General features: G+C 60.9%; 22 protein-coding genes. 18 read left to right on the top strand and 4 right to left on the bottom strand.

Annotated elements, in window-relative coordinates; genetic code table 11:
• Positions 1–106: 106 nt before the first annotated feature.
• The 6 genes from AC2GXZ_RS25090 to recQ all read left to right on the top strand — a co-directional run bounded on the left by AC2GXZ_RS25090 (position 107) and on the right by recQ (position 8,197).
• A complete protein-coding gene (locus AC2GXZ_RS25090) occupies positions 107–445 on the top strand; it encodes a hypothetical protein (RefSeq protein WP_483761984.1) in 339 nt (112 codons plus the stop codon).
• Complete coding sequence (locus AC2GXZ_RS25085) at positions 381–2,456, top strand: TonB-dependent siderophore receptor (protein ID WP_483761982.1); 2,076 nt, start codon at positions 381–383, stop codon at positions 2,454–2,456. Before AC2GXZ_RS25090 ends, AC2GXZ_RS25085 begins: the two co-directional genes overlap by 65 nt.
• A 47-nt stretch (positions 2,457–2,503) precedes the next feature.
• On the top strand, positions 2,504–3,316 hold the full coding sequence (locus AC2GXZ_RS25080; protein ID WP_483761938.1) for an ABC transporter ATP-binding protein: 813 nt from the start codon (positions 2,504–2,506) through the stop codon (positions 3,314–3,316).
• 12 nt (positions 3,317–3,328) lie between these two features.
• Positions 3,329–4,213: an iron-siderophore ABC transporter substrate-binding protein gene (locus AC2GXZ_RS25075; protein ID WP_483761937.1), complete on the top strand. Its 885-nt coding sequence runs from the start codon at positions 3,329–3,331 to the stop codon at positions 4,211–4,213.
• The gene (gene fhuB / locus AC2GXZ_RS25070; protein WP_483761936.1) at positions 4,210–6,174 is read left to right on the top strand and encodes a Fe(3+)-hydroxamate ABC transporter permease FhuB; all 1,965 of its coding nucleotides are present in this window, start codon (positions 4,210–4,212) and stop codon (positions 6,172–6,174) included. Before AC2GXZ_RS25075 ends, fhuB begins: the two co-directional genes overlap by 4 nt.
• 163 nt (positions 6,175–6,337) lie before the next feature.
• Complete coding sequence (gene recQ, locus AC2GXZ_RS25065; protein ID WP_483761935.1) at positions 6,338–8,197, top strand: DNA helicase RecQ; 1,860 nt, start codon at positions 6,338–6,340, stop codon at positions 8,195–8,197.
• 50 nt (positions 8,198–8,247) lie between these two features.
• Here the strand turns inward: recQ and AC2GXZ_RS25060 are convergent, their stop codons facing one another.
• The gene (locus AC2GXZ_RS25060; RefSeq protein WP_483761934.1) at positions 8,248–8,661 is read right to left on the bottom strand and encodes a winged helix-turn-helix transcriptional regulator; all 414 of its coding nucleotides are present in this window, start codon (positions 8,659–8,661) and stop codon (positions 8,248–8,250) included.
• A 112-nt stretch (positions 8,662–8,773) separates the two neighbouring features.
• Between AC2GXZ_RS25060 and AC2GXZ_RS25055 the strand changes: the two genes are divergently transcribed.
• Entirely contained in the window at positions 8,774–9,796 is a 1,023-nt protein-coding gene (locus AC2GXZ_RS25055) for a zinc-binding alcohol dehydrogenase family protein (RefSeq protein ID WP_483761933.1), read from the top strand.
• 89 nt (positions 9,797–9,885) lie between these two features.
• On the opposite strand, the gene AC2GXZ_RS25050 is transcribed toward AC2GXZ_RS25055, so the two are convergent.
• Positions 9,886–10,632, bottom strand: coding sequence for an SH3 domain-containing protein (locus AC2GXZ_RS25050; RefSeq protein WP_483761932.1), 747 nt, complete (start codon positions 10,630–10,632; stop codon positions 9,886–9,888).
• A gap of 229 nt (positions 10,633–10,861) precedes the next feature.
• Between AC2GXZ_RS25050 and AC2GXZ_RS25045 the strand changes: the two genes are divergently transcribed.
• A complete protein-coding gene (locus AC2GXZ_RS25045; RefSeq protein ID WP_483761931.1) occupies positions 10,862–11,560 on the top strand; it encodes a DUF3313 domain-containing protein in 699 nt (232 codons plus the stop codon).
• Positions 11,561–11,587: 27 nt separating this feature from the next.
• Here AC2GXZ_RS25045 and AC2GXZ_RS25040 read toward each other — a convergent pair whose 3' ends face one another.
• Positions 11,588–12,181 carry an HdeD family acid-resistance protein gene (locus tag AC2GXZ_RS25040; protein WP_483761930.1) on the bottom strand — a complete coding sequence of 198 codons (594 nt, stop codon included), beginning with the start codon at positions 12,179–12,181 and terminating at the stop codon, positions 11,588–11,590.
• Positions 12,182–12,300: 119 nt separating this feature from the next.
• On the opposite strand from AC2GXZ_RS25040, the gene AC2GXZ_RS25035 reads away from it, so the two are divergent.
• The 4 genes from AC2GXZ_RS25035 (at position 12,301) to AC2GXZ_RS25020 (ending at position 15,138) form a co-directional block, all read left to right on the top strand.
• A complete protein-coding gene (locus AC2GXZ_RS25035) occupies positions 12,301–13,017 on the top strand; it encodes a response regulator (protein WP_483761929.1) in 717 nt (238 codons plus the stop codon).
• A 6-nt stretch (positions 13,018–13,023) separates the two neighbouring features.
• The gene (locus tag AC2GXZ_RS25030) at positions 13,024–14,388 is read left to right on the top strand and encodes an ATP-binding protein (RefSeq protein WP_483761928.1); all 1,365 of its coding nucleotides are present in this window, start codon (positions 13,024–13,026) and stop codon (positions 14,386–14,388) included.
• A 134-nt stretch (positions 14,389–14,522) separates the two neighbouring features.
• Positions 14,523–14,762 (top strand): cysteine rich repeat-containing protein, encoded by a 240-nt coding sequence (locus AC2GXZ_RS25025; RefSeq protein WP_483761927.1) that lies wholly within the window; start codon positions 14,523–14,525, stop codon positions 14,760–14,762.
• A gap of 58 nt (positions 14,763–14,820) precedes the next feature.
• Positions 14,821–15,138, top strand: a complete 318-nt coding sequence (locus AC2GXZ_RS25020) for a hypothetical protein (RefSeq protein ID WP_483761926.1) — start codon at positions 14,821–14,823, stop codon at positions 15,136–15,138.
• A gap of 136 nt (positions 15,139–15,274) precedes the next feature.
• Here AC2GXZ_RS25020 and AC2GXZ_RS25015 read toward each other — a convergent pair whose 3' ends face one another.
• Entirely contained in the window at positions 15,275–16,252 is a 978-nt protein-coding gene (locus AC2GXZ_RS25015; protein ID WP_483761925.1) for a sugar-binding transcriptional regulator, read from the bottom strand.
• Between the two features lie 210 nt (positions 16,253–16,462).
• On the opposite strand from AC2GXZ_RS25015, the gene AC2GXZ_RS25010 reads away from it, so the two are divergent.
• The 6 genes from AC2GXZ_RS25010 (at position 16,463) to AC2GXZ_RS24985 (ending at position 22,802) form a co-directional block, all read left to right on the top strand.
• Positions 16,463–18,097: an ABC transporter substrate-binding protein gene (locus AC2GXZ_RS25010; RefSeq protein WP_483761924.1), complete on the top strand. Its 1,635-nt coding sequence runs from the start codon at positions 16,463–16,465 to the stop codon at positions 18,095–18,097.
• A 72-nt stretch (positions 18,098–18,169) separates the two neighbouring features.
• Positions 18,170–19,180, top strand: a complete 1,011-nt coding sequence (locus tag AC2GXZ_RS25005; protein WP_483761923.1) for an ABC transporter ATP-binding protein — start codon at positions 18,170–18,172, stop codon at positions 19,178–19,180.
• Between the two features lie 71 nt (positions 19,181–19,251).
• Positions 19,252–20,178 carry an ABC transporter ATP-binding protein gene (locus tag AC2GXZ_RS25000; protein ID WP_483761981.1) on the top strand — a complete coding sequence of 309 codons (927 nt, stop codon included), beginning with the start codon at positions 19,252–19,254 and terminating at the stop codon, positions 20,176–20,178.
• Between the two features lie 12 nt (positions 20,179–20,190).
• Positions 20,191–21,117: an ABC transporter permease gene (locus tag AC2GXZ_RS24995; protein WP_483761922.1), complete on the top strand. Its 927-nt coding sequence runs from the start codon at positions 20,191–20,193 to the stop codon at positions 21,115–21,117.
• Between the two features lie 11 nt (positions 21,118–21,128).
• Positions 21,129–22,010: an ABC transporter permease gene (locus tag AC2GXZ_RS24990; protein ID WP_483761921.1), complete on the top strand. Its 882-nt coding sequence runs from the start codon at positions 21,129–21,131 to the stop codon at positions 22,008–22,010.
• A gap of 27 nt (positions 22,011–22,037) precedes the next feature.
• The gene (locus AC2GXZ_RS24985) at positions 22,038–22,802 is read left to right on the top strand and encodes a glycerophosphodiester phosphodiesterase family protein (RefSeq protein WP_483761920.1); all 765 of its coding nucleotides are present in this window, start codon (positions 22,038–22,040) and stop codon (positions 22,800–22,802) included.
• Positions 22,803–22,809 lie beyond the last annotated feature (7 nt).

The raw sequence follows: 22,809 nt of genomic DNA, 5'->3' as shown, positions 1-22,809 counted from the left end.
CCGGCCGTTTCATCAATGGCTGCTTACAGGCCTGTTGCCATCAAGCGGCGGCTTCGGCGCTGTTTTGCACTGACGATCTGGCAGATGGCGGCGATTGGGCGGCCAATTGGCAGGACACGTTTTGCCGGGGTGGCGTGGCAAATATGACAATTTCCCGCCTAAATATGACAACAAAAATCATATTTTATTGATCGCCATAAGTTTAGCACTTATAGCTGCGCTCGGTGAGCCACCTCGCCCGGCATTCTCTCGCCGCTTCCTCACATTCATGATCTCTCCGGATCATTCATCGCAGTTTGCCGCTTGCCGAAAAGGATCGGGCAATGACGTTATCTTTCAATCAGTTCCCTGCGCACCGCCACCTGCTCAGCTCGACTATAATGGTTGGTGCGATGGCCGCAGCATTGATGCCCATGACGGCATTTGCGCAGGATGCAACTGGTGATGCGACGCAGCTTGCACCGATCGTTATCAGCGGGTCCGGAGCCAAAACGATCAGCGAAGACAATGATACGATCGTTCCCGAGCGCGCTATTTCTGCCTTGAAGACCGACACGCCACTCGTCGAGACACCGCGCTCGGTCGCCGTCATTACCCGCAAGGAAATGGAGCAGCGTGGTGCCAGCGACATGATCCAGGCAGCCCGCTATAGCTCCGGCATCGGAACCGGTGGCTTCGGATACGACCCGCGATTCGACCAGATATATATCCGTGGCATCGAGACGACCATGGGCGGCGATTTTCGCGATGGCCTGCGCCAGCCGGTTATGACCTATGGTGCGTTTACGACCGAAGTCTACACGCTCGACCGCGTGGAAGTGTTGAAGGGGCCCGTATCCGTCATGTACGGCGCAGCAAGTGCTGCCGGCATCGTCAACCGGATCTCCAAGCTGCCACAGGAAGAGGCTCACCACGAGGTCGAACTTCAATATGGCACAATCGGGCGCAAGCAGGCTGCATTCGATTTCGGCGGGCCGGTGGGTGAGAGCGACGATCTTTTCTACCGTGTCGTCGGCCTCGTGCGGCAGGGTGAGACCAATTACGACATCGCAGACGACCGCTACCTGCTGCAACCCTCGTTCACATGGAAGCCCGACGATAGCACCAAGCTCACGGTCTACGGTCTGGCACAGAACACGGAAACCGATTCGAGCGCCTGGACGTTCAAAAACGACGGCCAGATCTATCGTGTCAGCGACCCCGATTACGACTATCAGAGAATTCGGCAGTACCAGTTGGGCTACCAGTTCGAGCACGAATTCGACAACGGCCTGACCTTCCGGCAAAACGCCCGCGTCAGCGACCTGCACCTCAAGGCACGTTATGTCGATCGCACGACAATGTTCAGCGATCCGACCGCGGCCTGGGGAACCGCAGCGGTTACGGATAAAATGCGTGCCTATCAGATCGACAACCAGCTCCAGGCCAAATTCGATACCGGCGCTGTCTCCCATACCTTCCTTGTCGGGCTGGACTATACCGGCGTCAATTCCGATTTTGCCGACGGGTATGGATCCACTTTGCCTGGCGATATCCGCAGCGCACCTAGCCCGGAACTTACGGGCTTCACCAGCAACGACCTCCGCCAGACAGGGCTTTATGCTCAGGAACAGGCGGAAATCGGCAACTGGCGTTTCGTCGGCGGCTTGCGTTACGACTGGCTGCATCAGGAGACCGCCGACAAGGTTGCCGGTACCGGCGCCGAGAAGAATGAGGGCGCGTTGTCGGGGCAGGTCGGCCTTCTCTATCTTTTCGACAACGGCCTTGCCCCTTACGTGAGTTACGGAACTTCGTTCGTGCCTTCGACCGAACGTTCGGCCTCGCTTGCAGTGCTCGACCCGACGAAAGGACGCCAGATCGAGGCCGGTATCAAATATCAGCCTGAAGGCGAGAATCTCTCGTTGAGCACGGCCGTCTACCGGCTTGTGGAAACCGGAAAGCCGCAATACGCAGGTGCGGCCGGCCCGGTTTATATCTATGAGAATTCCGGCGAGAACACGTTCACCGGCTTCGAGATCGAGGGTCGCAAAACTTTCGACAACGGCATCAGCCTGATTGCTGCCTATACCTATGCGCATGGCGAAATCACCGGCAATCTCGATACGTCCATCATCGGCAATACACCGACAACGACGCCCCGGCATGTCGCGTCACTGTGGGTCAATTACGATGCGCCCGAGGATATGGCGATTGGCGGTCTCAGCATTGGCGGCGGTGTCCGTGCGACGAGCAAGTCGTTTACCGACGACTACAATACGGCCAGGAATGCAGGCGTGGTCTATTTCGACGCTTCGATTTCCTATGATTTCGGTGCAAAGTCGCCTGACCTGAAGGGGCTTTCGCTGGCGGTCAGTGCAACCAATCTCGCCAATCTCGAGGAACAGGTCTGCAATGGCGGTTATTGCTATTTCGGCCAGGGCCGCACGGTGCTGGGTTCGCTGAAATACAAGTGGTAACACTTGCGGGTCAGACACCGGAATTCAGTCTCAGCATAGGAGGTAGCGTGGCCTCGGTTCAGCTTGCGCAGGATGCGCCAGATACAACGAAAGCCTTCGCGGCAGACAAGGTCGGCCTCTCTATCGATGGAAATGCGATCCTGTCGGATGTCAGTCTCGACTTTCCGGCAGGAGAGGTCGTTGCTCTTGTCGGACATAACGGTTCCGGCAAATCCAGCCTCCTTAAAATCCTGGCGCGGCAACATTTTCCGACAACCGGATCTGTCCGTTACGGTGATCGCGACCTCAAACACTATCACGGCCGCGACTTTGCCCGCTCGGTCGCCTATCTGCCGCAGGATCTGAGCACCGGATCGGACATGACGATCCGCGAACTCGTCGGCTGCGGTCGTTACCCATGGCACGGGGCATTGGGTCGCTTCTCCGATGTCGATCGGGAAAGGGTCGAGTCTGCCATAGACGCGACGCATATAAGGCCATTTGCCGATCGCGTGGTCGGGACGCTTTCCGGGGGAGAGCGGCAACGTGCCTGGATCGCGATGCTGATCGCGCAGGATGCACGGTGCCTTTTGCTCGACGAACCGACGGCTGCGCTGGATATCTCTCATCAGGTCGAAGTCCTGTCTCTCGTGCGGCGACTGGCCCATGAGGGCGGCAGAAGTGTCGTCATCGTTCTCCACGACATCAACATGGCGGCGCGTTTTTGCGATCGGATCCATGCTCTGAAGGGCGGGCGGGTTGTCGCCAGCGGAGTGCCGGGCGAAATTCTGGCCCCCGCGACGCTTCGTGCCATCTACGGGATCGACATGGAGGTGATTTCTGTTCCGAGCCTTTCGCATCCGCTTGCCTATGCTTGCTGAGGTTCGGCTGCGATGAAGATGTCACGACGCTCATTTCTCCAAACCGCTGCAGCGGCAGCCGTTTCCATTCCCAAACCCTTGCTGGCCGAGGTCGATGGACAAAGGATCGTCAGCCTCGACTATGGGCTGGCCTCTACGCTTCTGTCGCTCGGAGTTGCGCCCGTCGGAATTTCTGATCTCGCCGACTGGGGCAAATGGGTGGTCGAGCCGGCCATGCCGCCGTCCGTCATCGATATTGGCAGTTCCTACGAGGTCGACTTCGAGATCCTTATCCAGCTGAAGCCCGACATCATCCTGACGACACCTTATCTCGACGACCTTATGCCGAGGCTCAAGCCGATCGCCAAAGTTCTGCGGATGGAGATTTTTACGCCCGATTCCGGCCCGGTTCTGCCTTCCGCCATCGCCGCGACGCGCAAGCTCGCCGCCGAACTCGGACGTGAAACGGCGGCGGAGCAGTTTCTGGCACAATCCGATGGATTTTTCGACACATGCCGTGCGCGTCTGGCCGGCAAGGCCATTGCGCCGGTCGCGCTGGTGACGTTCATGGATGCGCGCCATGCCCGCATCTATTCGGCACCGGGTCTGTTTCACAATGCGCTCGAACGGATCGGCGTGCGCAATGCCTGGACGCAAAAATCGAACTATTGGGGTTTCGAGACGATCGGTATCGAGGACCTCTCCAGGATCACCGATCCGGACGCGCGGTTGATCGCATTCGATCCGATCCCGCCGGATGTGCTGCCCAAACTGGCAGACAGCCCTTTATGGCAGCGGCTGCCGTTCGCGCGACCGGGCCATCTTTCCGTCGTTGCGCCGGCGCTGATGTTCGGCATGGTCAACGAGGCAATGCGGTTCGCCGGCCTGGTGACCGATCTCCTGGAACAAGATGTATGACCCTAGCCCGACGTGACAATCTCGGGCCGGCGCTCGCCGTTCTTTTGCTGATCGGCGCAGGCTGCGCGGCCTCATGGCTTCTGGTTGCGCCTGTCCTGTCCGGACCGGCGGGTGCGCAATACGATATCCAGCGCATGGTCGTTTATTATTCGACCCTGCCTCGGCTGGCAACGGCACTGCTTGCCGGTGCAGCGCTCGCCTTGTCAGGCGCGCTGTTCCAACAGGTCCTGCGAAATCCGCTTGCAGATCCGACGACGCTCGGCGTTTCGGCCGGAGCAAACCTTGCGATCGTGATCGTATCGCTGTTCCTGCCCGACCTGCTTGGCGCCGGCCGTGACGTCGTTGCCATGTCAGGGAGTGCGGTCGCCGCCGCGATCGTCGTCGGACTTGGTGCCCGACGCGGTTTCTCGCCCTATTCGCTGGTTCTTTCCGGCCTTGTCCTCAGTCTCTGGTGCGGCGGGCTTGCGGCCATACTGACCTATCTGAACCAGCGTTATCTCGCGAGCCTGTTCATCTGGGGCGCGGGTTCGCTGGCACAGCAGAGTTGGGTCATTCCGTTGTCGCTGCTGTGGAAAATGGCGATCGTCGCGATTGTCTGCGCCCTGACGATCAGGCCGCTTGCGCTGCTTGATCTGGGCGATAGCGGCTCGGCGGCGCTTGGAGTTAAGCTGGCTCGCCTGCGTGTCGTGATCATTGCCTGCGCCGTTGCGCTTTCTGCCTTCGTCACCAGTGCCGTCGGCGTCATCGGTTTCATCGGGTTGGTCGCACCGACGCTTGCCCGGCTCTGCGGCGCGCGTCGGCCTGCTCAATTGATCTTCTGGTCTCCGCTTATCGGCGCCGGACTGCTGTTTCTTGCCGATTCCGTGCTGCAGCTCGTTGCCGGTGGTCTCGGTGACTTTCTGCCGACCGGTGCCGTGACCGCGATTTTCGGCTCGCCGCTGCTGCTTGCGCTTCTGCCGCGGCTGAAGATCCGTCACCGGATCGAGCAGGCGGTGGCGCGACAGAAGTCGCGCCGGTGGGATGCAAAACGTCCCGTTGTCATCGTTCTTGGCAGTCTGCTGCTTGTGCTGGCTCTCAGCATTCTTGTCGGACGTGGGCCCGGCGGCGGCTGGGCTGTGCTTAACGGCGAATTCTCCGGCGATATCCTTGCGATCCGTGCACCGAAGGTGTTTGCGGTTCTGGCATCCGGTGCGATGCTCGCCGTTGCGGGTTCGATCCTCCAGAAGCTGACCGGAAACCATATGGCAAGCCCTGAGGTTCTCGGGATCAGCGCCGGTGCGACATTCGGCGTTGCAATTGCCCTTTTTGCCATTGCTCCGGGATTTTCCGGACAGTTCGCCTTTGCGGTTATCGGCGCAATCGCAGTTCTGGCGGTGATCCTGCTCAGTTCGCGCCGCGCAAGCTTTGCGCCGGAGAGGGTTCTGCTTGCCGGTATCGCGCTCAGCGCCATGGTCGATGCGGTCGTCGGCGTGTTGAGTTCGTCAGGGGATCCGAGAGCATTTCTGCTAATGCGCTGGATGAGCGGCTCGACCTATCTGGTGGATGGAACGACGGCGATCGTGGAAGTGGCGATGGCGGTCGTGCTGATTTCGACAGCACTTGCAGCGCGCCGGTGGCTGGACATCCTGCCGCTCGGGCCCGCTGCTTCGGCAGCCGTCGGCATACCGCTTGGAAGATCGAGACTGGCGCTGTTCGGGCTTGCCGGATTTATGACTGCGGTAGCAACACTTACGGTCGGTCCGCTGTCATTTGTCGGCCTGATGGGACCCCATCTCGCGCGTGAGGCCGGCCTGACCCGCGCGCTGCCGCAGATGATCGGTGCAGCCCTCATCGGTGGTGGGATGATGGTGGCGGCAGATTTTATCGGCCGTACGATCGTATCGCCGTATCAGATACCGGCGGGGCTGGTGTCGGCTCTTCTCGGTGCGCCTTTCCTGATGTTCATGCTGGGCAGGCGGTAACAGGAAACTGACGATGGCCGGCGACCCGGTGCGCCTGATTAGTCGGCTATTCAAGAAATAGTCCGTCGTGTCGAGTGCCTTCTCCGGTCTGCGGAGGCGACAGGCACTCGCGGTCGAGGTGCTTCCTGTGCCATAGTCCCGGCATTGATCGGCGGGGATGTCCATGTACGGAAAACCAAACAGTTCAGTTGCACCCTCGGGCAGGGATGAGGCGAAAGATCCGGCAAAGGTGCTGCAGAAGGTCTACGGCTATTCATCGTTTCGCGGGCAACAGGGCAGTGTGATCGATCATGTCATCTCGGGTGGCGATGCGGTCGTACTGTTTCCGACCGGGGCCGGAAAATCCCTGTGTTTCCAGATCCCGGCACTCTGCCGCGACGGCGTCGGCATCGTCGTGTCGCCTCTTATCGCGCTGATGCGCGACCAGGTGGAAGCGCTGAAACAGGTGGGTGTGCGGGCGGCGGCACTGAATTCGTCCCTGTCGCACGAAGGGTTCGAGGATGTGCGGCGGGATCTGGCTGCGGGCAATCTCGACCTGCTCTATGTAACGCCGGAGCGCATCACTACACCGGGGTTCCGGAGCGTCCTCGGAGATGCAAGGATTGCCGTGTTCGCCATCGACGAGGCCCATTGCGTTTCTCAATGGGGGCATGATTTCCGGCCCGAATACCGCCAGCTCGGCGAATTGGCCAGTCTCTATCCGGGCGTGCCTAGAATGGCGCTGACCGCAACGGCCGATCCCCATACGCGTGACGACATTATCGAGAGGCTGGGGCTTGACGGTGCCCGGGTGTTCACCTCGTCGTTCGATCGTCCCAATATCGCCTATGAGATCGTCGAACGGAACCAGCCGCGCCAGCAGCTTCTGCATTTCCTGTCGCGTCACAAGGGATCGAGCGGGATCGTTTATTGCCTGTCACGGGCAAAGGTGGAGGAGACGGCCGAATGGCTCGAGACCCAGGGTATCCGGTCACTGCCCTACCATGCCGGCATGGAGCGGCATATTCGCGATGCCAACCAGGATGCGTTTCTCAAGGAGGACGAGCTCTGCCTCGTCGCTACCGTCGCTTTCGGCATGGGGATCGACAAACCCAATGTCCGTTATGTCGCCCATCTCGATCTGCCGGGGTCGGTCGAGGCCTATTATCAGGAGACGGGCCGTGCCGGGCGCGATGGCCTGCCTTCCGAGGTCTGGATGGCTTACGGCATGGCCGATGTCATCCAGCGCGGCCGGATGATAGACAGCGGCAATTCCGCCGATGACGTGAAGCGGGTCGAACGTGCGAAGCTGAATGCGCTGCTCGGCATCTGCGAGACTGCGGGTTGCCGCCGCCAGGCGATCCTTGCCCATTTCGGCGAGGCGCATGCGGGGCATTGCGGCAATTGCGATACCTGCCTCAAGCCCGTCGACACATGGGATGGCACGGAGGCGGCGATCAAGGCCCTTGCAGCCATCTATCGGACCGGCGAACGTTTCGGCACCGGCCATCTGATCGATGTGCTGCTCGGCACCGACAATGAAAAGACACGTCGTTTCGGGCATACGGAGATGCCCGTCTTCGGTGCCGGTAGCGATCTGCCGTCCAAAACATGGCAATCGGTTTACCGCCAGCTTCTCGCTGCCGGCATGGTGAAGGTCGATCACGACGCTTTCGGGGCGCTGAAGCTGGAACCGGAGGCACGGGCGGTGTTCAGGCACGAAAGGGAGGTCCGCTTTCGCAAGGACCGGCCTGCTGGCCGCAAGGCGGACAAAAACCTGTCTGCGAGTTCGAAAAACGCCAGGTCCCAACTGGACGAGGCGGATGCCGTCCTGTTCGAAGCCCTGCGCAGAACGCGTATGGCGATCGCCAAGGAATTGTCCATTCCGCCCTATGTCGTGTTTGCCGATACGACGCTCGTCGCCTTCGCGACCCAGCGCCCGACAAGCCATGACGCGCTACTCGATATTTCCGGCGTCGGGCAGGCGAAACTGGAGCGTTATGGCGATGCCTTTCTCGATGTCATCCGCGAGCATGACGGCTAGGATCGGTTTCGGAGGCGGAACTCGATGACCGAGCCAATCAGCGGAGTGCCTCAGGTGTCTATCTGTGCCCGTTTGCCGGTCACAGCGTCGGCTGCGGCCTCCCGCGGATCGATGCCGAGGGGCTTGCCGTAAAGGCTGATATTGGCGTCGCCCCAATATTTCAGCGCGAGCAGGATCGGCTCCATGCTGCGGCCGAGTTCGGAAAGGCTGTATTCGACCTTGGGCGGGACCTGCGCATAAACCTTGCGTTGGATCAGGCCGTCATCCTCCAGTTCGCGCAGCTGGTTGGTCAGCATGCGCGGCGTGACATTGGCTATATGCTTGCGGATTTCGTTGAAGCGCAGCGTTCCCGACATCAGGTGATAAAGCACCACCGATTTCCACTTGCCGTCGATCAGACCGATTGCGGCCTCGACCGAGCAGCCGGGCGAGCAGTCGAAACGCGTGTGGCGAGCCTTGGCCATCACAGTATCCTTTTTGATACTACATGCTGTTTTTGTGCGTATTGCACTCAAGCGAATATAGGCCAATTTAGCTCCATATCCAATGCCCAGTCATTCATGCAGGGAGCAAACCATGAAAGCCATCGGTTACAAGACAGCCGGCGCGATCGAGCGCCAAGACGCCCTCCAGGATATCGAGCTTGCGCGGCCGGTACCGTCGGGCCGGGACATTCTCGTCGAGGTTGGGGCGATCTCGGTCAACCCGGTCGATGTCAAGATCAGGAAGGGCGCCAGCCCCGAAGCGGGCCAATGGAAAATCCTCGGCTGGGATGCCGTGGGCAAAGTGGCCGAGACCGGACCCGAGGTGAACGATTTCAAGGTCGGTGACGAGGTCTTTTATGCCGGCTCACTGATCCGTCCCGGTGCCAACAGCCAATTCCATCTGGTGGATGAGCGTATCGTCGGAAAGAAGCCGAAGACGCTGTCGAATGCCGAGGCTGCAGCCTTGCCGCTGACAACGATCACGGCATGGGAAATGCTGTTCGATCGGCTCAACATCGCCAAGCCCGTACCCGGTGCCGCCAATGCGATCGTCATCATCGGCGGTGCAGGCGGTGTCGGATCGATCGCCATCCAGCTGGCGCGCGCTCTGACCGATGTCACGGTCATCGCCACTGCCTCGCGGCCGGAAACGCAGGACTGGGTAAAGACGCTCGGTGCCCATCACGTGATTGATCATTCCAAGCCGATTGCAGCGCAGGTGGCGGCTCTTGGCATCGGTGCGCCGGCCTTCGTCTTTTCCACCACGGAAACCCATGGGCATCTGAAGGAGATTATCGAACTGATCGCGCCGCAGGGTCGGTTCGGGTTGATCGACGATCCGGACAGTCTTGATGTCGTCGGCTTCAAACGCAAGGCCGTGTCCATTCATTGGGAGCTGATGTTTACCCGCTCTATCTTCGAGACCGCAGATATTGCCGAACAGGGAAAGCTGCTCAACGAGGTATCGCAGCTGATCGACGAGGGCGTGATCCGCACGACCGTTACCGAGACGCTGTCGCCGATCAACGCCGCCAACCTCATAAAGGCGCACGTGGCGATTGAAAGCGGAAAGACCAGGGGCAAGGTCGTGCTGGATGGATTCGAGGCCGACTGAGCCGGCAAGGACATTGCCACTTGTCCCGCGGCCGAACCGGCGGCGGGACATCTTTCGGTTAAAAGAAATGGCAAGGATCCAGTCAAGGATCAGGGGCGATCGAAGCCACCATGACGGATGACGGTGTTGCCGTTCGGTCTGCGGGTGACGGAGGCGCCACCGCAACGTTCGTCGTTGCAGCCGCCGACCGATGCGCGGCCGCCGCCATTCGGGCCGCGGGTCACCGCCGCGCCGCCGCAATTGCCGTCATGGCATCCACCGGCTGCTGCCCGGCCACCGCCATAAGGACCGCGGGTTACCGCCGCACCACCGCAGCCGTGATCACCGCAACCACCCACAACCGTTCTCGATCCGCCGCCAACATAATAGCGGTTCCAATGCCCGTACCATGGCTGCGAATGGTAATGGCTATCCCAATAGGCAACGCTGAAGGCGACGGTGGCGATACCGACTGCGGGCACGATTGCCGCCGTGAGAACGGTGGGGCGGCCGTTGTAATAGACCTGGATATAGCCGGCCGCGACCCAGCCACGGCTGCCGCTCCAGCTGACATCGCACCAGGATTTGTCGGCTATGCACCCATAAACCGCCAGCGAAGCACTTTGCGGCATGGTGAGTACGACCGGATAGCCGGTGCTCGGCCCGGCGCGCAGATTGACGCTGGTCATGGCAACACCGCCGACGGCGGCCGAGGCCTGGCTCAGCCCGCCGAAAGACAGGATCATGGAAAGCGCGAGCAGGAAGGCTGCAACCGGCCTGCCAATCTGCGCGACGGAAGGCAAGATGTGAAGCAGGCGCCGTGTCGCGGCGTCTGCCTGGGAATGATGAAGGACCATGGGCTTTTCGGCTCCTCTTGTTGAAGATGCCGGATGATCCATGGCCGGTTTTGATAGCCTGTTTCAGATTTGATACAGAAGTTTGCAGGGCGTGCCGCCGGCCTGGCTGCAACAAATCGTAACATTTCTGAAATTCGCCCGAAAATCGCGTGTCCGCTTATAGCAGGCCGCCATGAGCAAGCCATTCGGGCGCAATTCTGGCGATGGCGATCAAGGGAGGCCGGCTATCATGGTTCAACTGACGGCGGTCACGGCATTGCGGGGGGCGCTGCTCATTGGCGCGGCCGTTGTCTGCACGTCGTGTGCCACGCGTCCGGCGCATTATCAGGATCTGACTTCTGCGGCTGAACTTCATGCCAGCACCGCTGGTGGCGACCGGCGCGTCGTTTTCAATACGGATCTCGATCCCGTCGCGCTCAAATCATATTCGGCGATCCTGCTTGAGCCGGTACAGGTCTATCGCGGCCGTGATCACCAGTTCGGCAATCTCGTCGAAGATCAAAAGTGGCAACTGGCGCGTCATGCAGAGCTGAAATTTCGGCAAGAACTGCTACGGCGTCAGTTGCTGGCAAATGCCGGCGGCAGCAATGTCCTTCGCATGCGGGTGACGATTACCGGTGCCGACAAGAGCGTGCCGGTTCTGAGCACCGCGACGAAGGTCACGCCTGTCGGATTTGCGCTCAGCGGTGTCCGGGTTGCGGCGGACAAGGAAGGCAATTTCAACGGCTCGGTGATCTATGCGGTCGAGCTGTTCAATTCCGTCGACGGCAGGCTGGTCTATGCCTTTGTCACGCGGCAATATCCGAATGCGCTGAATATTACGGCGAGCATCCTGCCGCTCGATGCGGCAAAGGCCGGCATCGACCGCGGGGCATCGACAACGGCGGCATCGTTGAAATCGCTGATGACGTCGAAGGCGGCAACGTGAAGCGAGGCAATGGTGATGTTGGTTCGTTTATTTTCTTCCGCCATCCATGGGAGCGACAGGACGACCAAGTTCAACGGAGAAGCCGATCAAGCCCAGACCGTAGGCGGCAAGGTCAACGGCCAGCAACTGGGCGGCGAGCGACAGATCGTTGGACGGCCAGCCGGCGATAAGAAAGCTGCCGCCTAGTATCGTCACCATGGCCGTCGCCGACAGCCACCGCCATCCGCGACCGGCAAAGCGAAACACGTAGCCGCAATGGCAGCGCATGACACCGATGATGATCAGGCCGATGAAGAATATCAAGCTCAGAGCCGCGAAGCGGCTGCTCGGACTGGTCAATGCGATGAAACCAAAGAGGATGTAGAAACCGACGGCGAGAACCCACATGACAAACGCGACATGTTCCCTGATCTGGCAGGCGGCATAGAGTTGCAGCAATCCGGTGGCCAATAACATCAGACCGATCATCGGCCAGGATATGCCCGACACCGCGACGATGTTGCAGAAGAACATGAAGCCTGCTGCTGCAAACAGGATGCCTGCAACAAGGAGATTGCCCTGACGTCGTTTCAGCAGGGCGATCGGGCGAGAGTGGGCGGGGTCGCTAGTCTGCACGGTCATGATGCGTTCCGAAATGGATAGGTCGCAATGACTGTCGGCATTCAAGTTTGCGCGATGATGCCGTCCGTGTGACGGAATGTTGCGACATGGTCGCGGCCCGGAAAAAGGGAGCAATGAAGATGGACGAGACGTTGAAAATTCTGGTCGTCGAGGACGATCCCGAAATCCGGGATCTTCTCGACGAGTTCCTGACCGGTGAGGGTTATCTGGTCCATACCGCGGACGGTCCTGCATCTGCAGATAGACTGATCGAACGCAGGTGGGCCGATCTGGTCATTCTCGACCTGATGATGCCGCGCGAGGACGGCCTGTCCTTCTGCCGGCGCATCCGGGCACGATCGCAGGTCCCGATCATCATGCTGACGGCGAAGTCCGCCGAGATCGACCGGATCGTCGGGCTTGAATTCGGCGCCGACGACTATATCGGCAAGCCATTCAATCCACGCGAGCTGCTTGCCCGTATCCGCGCAGTGCTGCGGCGAACCAATGCCGTGGCCCAGCCGGCGGGTGGCAGCGGCATCAAACGGTTCGCGGGCCTTGTCGTCGATCCCGAGGCGCGCAGCATCACCATGGAGGATGGTTCTTCGGTACCGTTGACCACGGCGGAATTCGATCTTCTTGCCTGTTTCCTCGAAAGGCCCCGGCGCGTGCTTTCCCGCGACCAACTGCTGGATTACACGCGTGGTTCGACCACCGACGCCTATGACCGGACGATCGACGTGACGATCTCACGATTGCGGACCAAGCTTGCCGCCTGCCTGCCGGCAGACGTGCAGATCATCACCACCGTGCGCAATGCCGGTTATCTCTTCAATCCGAGGATCACCAATGGCTGAGACATCATGAGCCAGCTCGGTATCGTCGCCCGGATAGCACTGATCGTCACCGCGGCGCTGTTTCTCGGCCAGATCGCCGTCGTCGCATCCTATATGTGGCAGGCGGATCGCTCGCCTCTTCCTCCCTATGCCATCGCCGATCGCATCGTGAATGTCGTGCGCCTGCTCGACGACACACCAGAAGACCTCCGGGCCCGTGCGCTCGCGGTGTCTGACGTCAGCGGTTTTAATGCGGAAATTGTGCCGGCTGTTCCCGGTGGCTTTGTCGACGGGCTCAACTTTACCCGTATGCGCGTGCTGGCCCAGGCAATGCTCGACGACTACAGGCCGGGCAGCACCGTTCGGGTCGGTACGATCGAGGGCGGTGGCGACAAGCCGGGATTCATGATCATCACCTTTGTCGCCGAACTGAAAACCGGCGAATTCATCGTCTTCAACGTATCGGATGCCACGACGCTGCGGGTGTGGAGCATGCCGATCGGCTTCATCGCGGGTTTCTTCGGCATCGCCGTGGCGCTGCTGGCAATCCTGGCTGTGGCGCGCGAAACGCGGCCGCTTGCCCAGTTGGCGCAAAGCATCGATGAACTTGGCAATAGTGTCGAGCCGGTCGAGGTGAAGGAGAGGGGGGCGCGCGAACTGCGTAGCCTGATCAGGGCGATCAACAACATGCAGGGCAGGATACTCGGGCTTCTCAACAACAGGACCCTGTTTCTCGGTGCGATATCCCATGACCTCAAGACCTATCTGACGCGCTTTCGCCTGCGGCTCGAGCTGATGCCGGCCAGTGGCCACAGGGACAAGGCGATCGGCGATGTGGAGGCGATGGAGCGCCTGCTCGGCGACGTGCTGCTGTTCGCAAGCGAATCCTCGGTGAATTCCGAGGCAGAAGTCGTGGACCTCAACGAAGCCGTTATGCGCTGCGTCGCCGACATGGACCCGGATGGTCGATGGACCGAGTTCATGGCCTCCGCGGCCACGCTGCCCGTCAGAGTGCCGCCGACCGCTCTCAGCAGAGTTATCGACAACCTCCTTTCCAATGCCGATCGCTATGGAGAGCATGCCCGTATCACAACGACGCGGGACGGCGAAACGGCAGTCCTGGTCATCGAGGATGACGGGCCGGGCGTTCGCGACGAGGATCTCGGGCTGGTCTTCGAACCCTTTTTCCGGGGCGAGCCGTCCCGCAACCGCGCGCATGGGGGAACAGGTCTCGGTCTTTCGATCGTGAAGCAGATTATCGATGCCCAGGGTGGCATGATCGAGCTTTCCAACCTTGGCGATCGGTCCGGCCTGAAGGTCGTCGTGTCGCTGCCGCTTGCCGAAAACATCGGTTCCCGCGCAAGTCCGTCGGCCTGCAACGAACGGAAATAATCCGGAAATCAACATGCCACGTGGCGATGCGAAAACCCGTCTCGGGAACGGATAGCCAAATCGAGGTTCCTGTCCCTGCCGTCAGGCCGCTCCGGCCCGACACCGTTTTACGATAGACCTTGAAGGAAAAGATCATGTTCAAATATCTCGCTGTTGCCTTTCTCGCGAGCGCAAGTGTCGTCTCTGCCCAGCAGCTGTCGATGTCGGACAAGCTCGCCTTGCGGGACAATTGCAAGCAGGACATCCAGCAGCTTTGCCCCGGCATAAAACCGGGTGACGGGAAACTGATGGCCTGTATCAAACAGCAGAAGGACAAGCTGTCTCCGCAATGCTCGGCGACCATCGCCGATCTGATGGCCAAGCGCGACAACTGATGTGGACGCCGGTCACTTCGTCATGGAGTGATCGGCAATCATCAAAGGAGATGACCTGATGCGGATGACCGTCGCTTTCTTCATCCTGCCGGCAATTGCGCTCGGCTTTGGTGCTTTTCCAATTGCCGCCATGGCGGCTGGGCAAAGTGCTCCCCGTATCGGTGCGGATGGCGTTTTTGCAGTGGCGCAATGCGTGGCGGAAGCTGCCGCCTATAGCGAGGTGGCCGATCTCGCCACCTCCTATCGTAACGGCGGGGATATCTTCTCCGATGCCCTCTACGATTTGCGCGAGCAGCTTCTGGATTGCCTTGCAACGTCTGAAGACGAGTCGGAAGGCAGTTCGCTTCTGTCGAGCGGCGATAACAGATCGATCTGATCTTGCCCTAGTGTCGGTTCAGGGGCGTGAATTCGTCCGCTCCGATCTTGAGGGCGGTTACTCTCGAGGTAAGCGTGGTCGGCTTCCTTATTCGCAAATGGGCACGAGAGCTGGACGATCGGCTGACGCGTACAGCTCACATTGCTGAGTCCAGTGCGGGTCGAGCTCGTCCGGCCACGGGATTGTCGATCAGCCAGCGAGCGCTTTCAGCGTCGGTGATCAGGACGGACGCCAGGCCTGCGGCAAGTGTCGCGCGCAGGATCTGGTATTTGTGAGGTCCGCCCGAAGCGATGATCCGCATCGGAATGCGGCAATACTCGTCAAGCGACGGAGAAATGACCTGCCGGTTGAGCGGATGGTCGATCTCGCTGCCCTGTCGATCGAGATAGCGGCCGAGCAGGTCGCCAACCGCGCCGGCTGCAACCAGATCACCGATGTCGGTTCCGGTTGGCAGGCCGTATCGTACCTGGAGCGAGCGGGGCGAGATGTCGCCGACGCTTAGCACCGAGATATCGACCGTCGCTGCATCGCGAAGAAGATTTCGGAAGACCGTTTGCGACACGATCGTCTCGCGCGAGGCCGGGTCATCGGCATAGATCGGGGCTGCGAAATAGTGACACTGGGCGTTCAGTACCCGTGCGAACCGCCGGACGATCTCGAACGTGTTGATTTCGGACCCGCGTGTCAGACCACCCATCATCGAGCGGATCTTGATCGATTGCGCGCTGGCGGAACTCATGTGATGCGCGGTCTGGGCAAGGGTTGCTCCCCAGCCCACCCCGATCGATGCCGGTTCGCTTGTCGTGATGAGGCGGTCGAGAAGCATTGCCGTTGCCCGGCCAAGTGCGACCGGCATGTGGTCATTGTCCGTCGGCGTCGGAACGACCACGGCATCGCGAAGGCCGTAAAGCTGGCGCAGCTGCGCCTCAAGCTCGACATTTTCCGCCAGCGGTGAGGCAAAGCTGATCCTGACTACCCCCTGGTCGAGGGCCGCCGCCAGAAGTTCGTTGACCTTGCGCCGCGTCAGAAGCATGCGCTCGGCAATCTGCGCCTGGGTCAGGCCTTCCACGTGATAGAGCCATGAGGCTCGCACCATAAGCTGCTGGTTCGACAAGACCCCTCCTGCGCAAATGTCACATCGACGTAACATTTGTAACCTAGACCTACGCGAAGTCGGTGAGGCGGTAAAGCGGCTTTCATCACTCCCGATCTGCCGACCAAAATTTGTTTGTCGATTTCCTGCGACGCCCGACGCCAAGGCCCCTTGCGCCCGGCGAAGGCTGTCGCGTGCCCGTATCGTTCATCGTTCCAACAGGAGAGATTCATGCTTTCTTTGAACCGCCGCCACGCACTGGGGCTGATGTCGGCCGCTGCCGGCAGCATCATTCTGCCGCGCATGTCATTCAGCCAGGGTGCGCGCCCATCGGTGACCATCGCCGTTCAGAAGATCACCAATAACAACACGCTCGACGTCTGGAACGAGCAGTCGAATGTTGGCGAGCGGGTGTTCTTCCCGAACCTGTGGGAAGGCCTGATCGATCGCAACTGGATGGGCGATCAGGGCCCGGTGGCCAGCCTTGCCACCGAATGGAAGCGGATCGACGACAAGACGCTGGAACTGAAGCTGCGCCAGGGCGTCAAGTTCCACAATGGCGACGAGCTGACGGCCGAAGACGTGGCCTTCTCCTTCTCCAAGGAACGTCTGTTCGGCAATACCGAACCGAAGGGCGGCAAGACGATTTTCGAGGCCGACAACAAGCCGGCCACCGCCAAGGAACTGCCGGCGATCGTGCCGGGCGTTGCCCGCCGCCTGTGGCCGGCCCTGGCCGGTGTCGAAGTGGTCGACAAATATACCGTCCGTTTCCACAACACGACGCCGGACGTGACGCTTGAAGGCCGCCTCTATTCCTTCGGCAGCCAGATCACCAGCCGCCGCGCCTGGGATGCCGCCGCAAGCTATACCGATTGGGCCCGCAAGCCGATCACCACCGGCCCCTACATGGTCGGCGAATACAAGCCGGACGTGTCGCTGACGCTGGTTGCCTTCGATGAATATTGGGGCGGCCGCCCGCCGCTGCAGCAGATCCGCTTCGTCGAGGTTCCGGAAGTCGCATCTCGCGTCAACGGCCTTCTGTCGGGCGAATATGATTTCGCCTGCGACCTGCCGCCGGACCAGATTTCTGCCGTCAAGGCAGCTCCCGGGCTCGAAGTGCAGAGCTCGACGATCTGGAACCACCGCATCTCGACCTTCAACACGCAGAACCCGATCCTTGCCAATCCGCTGGTTCGCCGTGCCATGACCCATTCGATCGATCGCCAGGCGATCGTCGAGGCGCTCTGGGCCGGCCAGACGGCTGTTCCGGCCGGTCTGCAGTTTGAATCCTTCAAGACCTCGAACATGTTCGTCGAGGGCTGGGCCGCTCCGGAATTCAATCCGGATCTCGCCAAGAAGCTGCTCAAGGAAGCCAATTACAAGGGTGACGCGATCCCGTATCGCCTGCTCAACAACTATTACACCAACCAGACTGCCAATGCGCAGATCATGGTCGAGATGTGGAAGCAGGTCGGTCTCAATGTCGAGATCCAGATGAAGGAAAACTGGGCGCAGATCCACGATCCGGCAGGCGTCAAGGGCGTGCGCGACTGGTCGGCCTCCAACACGATCAACGACCCGATCACGCCTCTCGTCGTGCAGTTCGGCCCGAACGGCGAAGCCCAGCAGAAGAAGGACTGGAGCAACGAGGAGCTGAACAAGCTTTCCGTGATCATGGAAACCTCCACCGATCGTGACCTGCGCAAGAAGGCCGTCACCCGCATGCTGGAAATCGCCGAGCGCGAAGACCCGGCCTATCAGGTCCTGCATCAGAATGCCGTGTTTACCGGCATGAAGAAGTCGCTGAAGTGGAAGGCTGCTCCGGCCTTTGCCATGGACTTCCGCAACGGCAACTGGAACGCCTGACCTTAGACACTCCCGCGCCGGCCGCCTCTCGCGGCCGGCGTCTTCTATTTTTTGAAATGGAGATGCGCTCCGATGGTTTCCAACAACCTCGTGGAATTGCGCGGCCTGACGGTCGCTTTCGATGGTGTCCAGGTTCTGCATGGCATCGATCTGAAGGTTGGCCGTGGCGAGGCGATCGGCCTTGTCGGTGAATCCGGTTGCGGCAAGTCGGTCACATGGCTTGCGGCCCTTGGGCTTTTGCCAGGCAAGGCGACGGTTGCCGGCTCGGTGCTCGTTGATGGACAGGAAATTCTCGGCGGACCGCGCACCGTTCTCGAAGGCGTGCGCGGCAAGCGTATCGCGATGATCTTCCAGGATCCGTCCAGTTCGCTCAATCCGGTGCTCAGCATCGGTCGGCAGATTACCGAGGCGCTTGTGATCCACCGCGCATTGAGCGGCCAGACGGCAAAGGCGGAAGCCCTGCGCCTGATGGACCTGGTCGGCATTCCCGGTGCGCGTCGGCGTTTCGACCATTTTCCGCATGAGTTTTCCGGCGGCCAGTGCCAGCGCCTGATGATTGCCATGGCGCTTGCCGGCGAACCGGACCTGCTTGTCGCCGACGAACCGACCACGGCGCTCGATGCGACGATCCAGGCGCAGATCCTCGATCTATTGATCGATCTTCGCCGCGAGACCGGCATGGCGACGATCTTCATCAGCCACGATCTCGGTGCCGTTTCCCAGGTCTGCGAGCGCGCCTGCGTCATGTATGCCGGCCGCATCGTCGAGCAGGGCACGATCGAGGCTTTGTTCGACAATCCGCGCCATCCCTATACGCGCGGCCTATTCGATGCCATTCCGCGGCTCGACGGTCCGCGCGAAAGGCTGATCCCCATTCCCGGCACGGTTCCGCATCCGCGCGACCTGCCGGAAGGCTGCGCATTTTCGCCACGCTGTTCGCATGCGGGGCCGGACTGTCGCAGCCGCCGGCCCAATCTTTCCGAGATGGACGATGGCCGCCTGCTGTCCTGTTTCCACCCGGTCGGTGAAACCGTCGAGGCAGTGCATGGCTCCCCAAGCCGCGTTGTGGAGGTCGTATCGTGAGCGCGCCTGTCGCCAATGCTCCGCTGATTGAGGCGAAAGATTTGGTTCGGACTTATGAGGTTCGCCAGGGCATGTTCGGCAAGGTGACGCATGTTCGCGCCGTCGATGGTATCGACCTCACCGTCATGCCGGGCGAGACGCTTGGCGTGGTCGGGGAATCCGGGTCCGGAAAATCGACGCTCGGACGTATGCTGCTCGGCATCGATCCGCCGCAGGAGGGTGAGACCTTCTTTGACGGCGTACCGATGCCGAAGCTCGGTACGCCGGAATGGCGGGCGCTGCGCGCCCGGATGCAGCTCGTTTATCAGGATCCGCTGGCGGCGCTCGACCGGCGTTTGACGATTGCCGAACAGATCGGCGAACCGCTCGCCATCCACAAGCTGGTGCCGAAGGAACATCGGGCGACGCGCGTGGCGGAACTGATGGTCTCGGTGGGTCTGCGGCCCGATCAGGCGGACCGCTATCCGCACGAGCTTTCAGGCGGCCAAAGGCAGCGCGCGGTGATTGCCCGCGCGCTTGCCTCGCGGCCCAAGCTTCTTGTCTGCGACGAACCCGTCTCGGCGCTCGACGTGTCGATCCAGGCGCAGGTCGTCAACATGCTGCGCGACCTGCAGGAAAAGAACGGCATCGCCATGGTGTTCATCAGCCACGACCTGAAGGTGGTGCGCAATATGGCAGACCGGGTGGCCGTCATGTATCTCGGGCGGATCGTCGAGGAGGCGTCGTCCGACGTCATCTTCGCGTCGCCGCTGCATCCCTATACCAAGGCGCTGGTCTCCAGCGTGCCGGTTCCGGGCAAGCCGCTCAAGGGCCGCATGATCCTGCAGGGCGAGCCGCCGAACCCGGCCAATCGTCCGTCCGGCTGCGCCTTTCATCCGCGCTGCCCGCTGGCGACGGATATCTGCCGCACCAGCATACCTTCACTGCGCCCCGTCGCCGAAGGCCGCACGGCCGCCTGCCATCTCGTGGACGGCGCCGACCAGCCCGTTGCCGCATAGGAGCGCCAGACCATGCTTCGTTTCGTTTCCATCCGCTTTTTACGCGCTCTCATCACCATTCTCGCAGTTTTGACCTTCGCTTTCGTCGTGCTGCGCATGTCGGGCGATCCGGCGCAGGTCATGCTCGGTCCGGATGTTCCTCAGGAAGCGGTCGATGCGTTCCGCAAGGCCTGGGGGCTCGATCAGCCGCTGTGGATCCAGTATCTCGCCTATATCAGATCGATCTTCAGCGGCGATTTCGGCGTCTCCATGCGCGACAAGGCCTCGGCCATGCAGCTGGTGATCGACCGTATCCCGGCGACCCTGCAGCTGACGATCCCGGCGCTGTTTCTCAAAGTGGTGATCGGCATTCCGGCCGGTGTCTATGCGGCGCTGCATCGCCAAAGCGCGGTCGATCGCGGCGTCATTCTGGCGGCGATCTTCGGCTTCACCATTCCCTCCTTCGTTATGGGCCTGTTGCTAGTGCTGATCTTCTCGATCACGCTCGGCCTGCTTCCCTCCGGCGGCCAGGATACTTGGCAGCACGGCATCCTGCCGACCTTGACGATGAGCATTGGCGGTATCGGCATTCTTGCCCGCTTTTCGCGCAGCGCGATGATCGAGGTGATGAACCAACCCTATATCCGCACGGCATCCGCCAAGGGCATGGCGTGGCAGGACGTCGTGTGGCGCCATGCGCTGCCGAATGCGGCGGTGCCGATCGTTACCATTGTCGGCTTCATGGTCGGTTCGCTGATTGCCGGTGCCGTCGTGGTGGAATCGATCTTTTCCTGGCCCGGCATCGGCCGCCTTCTGGTCGTTTCCGTCACCAACCGGGATCTCGCCGTCGTCCAATGCATCCTGCTGATGATCGCCGCGACCATGGTCGTGTCGAACCTGATCGTCGACCTGCTCTACGGCTGGCTCGATCCCCGGCTTCGCGCCCAAAGTGCCCATTGAGGAGTGCGGATATGACAATCGTCGATACATCCCGCCAGCCATCGTCCGAGACGCCGATCCTCACTCGCCTGATCAGGCAGGTGCGCAAGGTGCCGTTTTCGGTTGCCTTCGGGATCGCCTGGCTTGCGGCCATGGTCTTCGTCGCCTTTTTTGCCGATACGATCCGGCCGTATGGCATTACCGCCATGGACCTGCGCGCCCGCCTTTCTCTGCCGGGCAATCCGGCGCATCTGCTGGGCACCGACGAACTGGGCCGCGACGTGCTTTCGCGTCTGCTGCAGTCGATCCGGGTATCGCTGGCGATCGCTTTCGGGGCGACGATCATTTCGGCTGTGTTCGGCACGGCGCTCGGTTTTGCTGCGGCGAAGTTTCGCGGGGTCATCGAACATCTCGTTCTGGTTCTGGCCGATTTCCAGGCGGCACTTCCGTTTCTCATCATGTCGCTGGCGGTGCTTGCCTTTTTCGGCTCGTCGATGCCGCTTCTGATCGGGCTGATGGGGTTCTACGGCTGGGAACGTTATGCCCGTATCGCCCGCGGTCTGGCGATTTCAGCCAGCGCGCAAGGATATGCCGCGGCCGTCGTGCAGCTCGGTGCAACGCCGGCCCGCGTCTACCTGCATCACATCCTGCCCAATGTCGCCGCGACACTGATCGTGTCGATGACGCTGACCTTTCCGGAAATCATCTTGATGGAAAGCGGGTTGTCCTTCCTCGGTCTCGGCGTGCAGCCGCCGGAAACCAGCCTTGGCAACATGGTCGGTTTCGGCCGCGAGTATCTGACGCGCGCACCGTGGATCATGCTGGCCCCGGCCTTCGTGATCATGATGACGACGCTTTCCATCTCGCTGGTCGGCGACTGGCTGCGCGACAAGCTCGACCCGACGCTTCGCTAATTCGATTTGTCCCAAAAGGTATAGTCCATGACCAAGACGAACATCACCGGCCATCGTGGCGCCCGCAATCTGTGGCCGGAAAACTCGCTGACCGGCTTTCGCAACGTGCTGGCGCTCGGCGTCGATGCGATCGAATTCGACGTGCATCTGACCGATGCCGGCGAACTCGTCGTCATCCATGACGCGACGCTTGAGCGCACCACCGACAGAACCGGTCTCGTTCGCGCGCTCACGCCGGAGATGCGGGTGCAGGCGCATCTGGAAGGGACGGCCGACTGCGTGCCGACACTGACCGAAGTGCTGGCCATTCTGGCGCAATCCGAAGGCAAGCAGCTGCATGTCGAGATCAAGTCGGATGAGGTAAAGCGGCCCTATCCCAGCATTACCGAGAAGGTGGTCGCCGAGATCGAGCGTTTCGGTCTTGCCGAACGCTGCCACCTGACCTCGTTCGATGTTTCTGTGCTGGAAGAGTGCCGTCGTACGGCGCCGAGCGTTGCCCGTCTCGTGTCGGTCAATGCGGAATGGGCCGCCAAGCAGGGCGGTCTCGAACGTTTTCTCGGCAATGTCGACGGGCTTGCCGATATCGTTGCCGTTCATCACGAGCTGATGGCGGCCGAATGGGCGCTGATCACTGAAAAGTTGCCGCTCGAGCGTCTCTGCGTCTGGACGCTGAACGACGAGGCGCTGATCCGGCCATGGCTGGAGCGCGGTATCGGCCACCTGACCTCCGATAGCCCGGACCTTGCCTTGCAGCTGCGCGGCGAAATCCAATCCCAATCCGAACCTGCCTGAAGAAGGA

The sequence above is a fragment of the Aliirhizobium sp. YIM B11859 genome (assembly GCF_057163345.1).
This window is presented reverse-complemented; position numbering and strand designations above follow the sequence as displayed.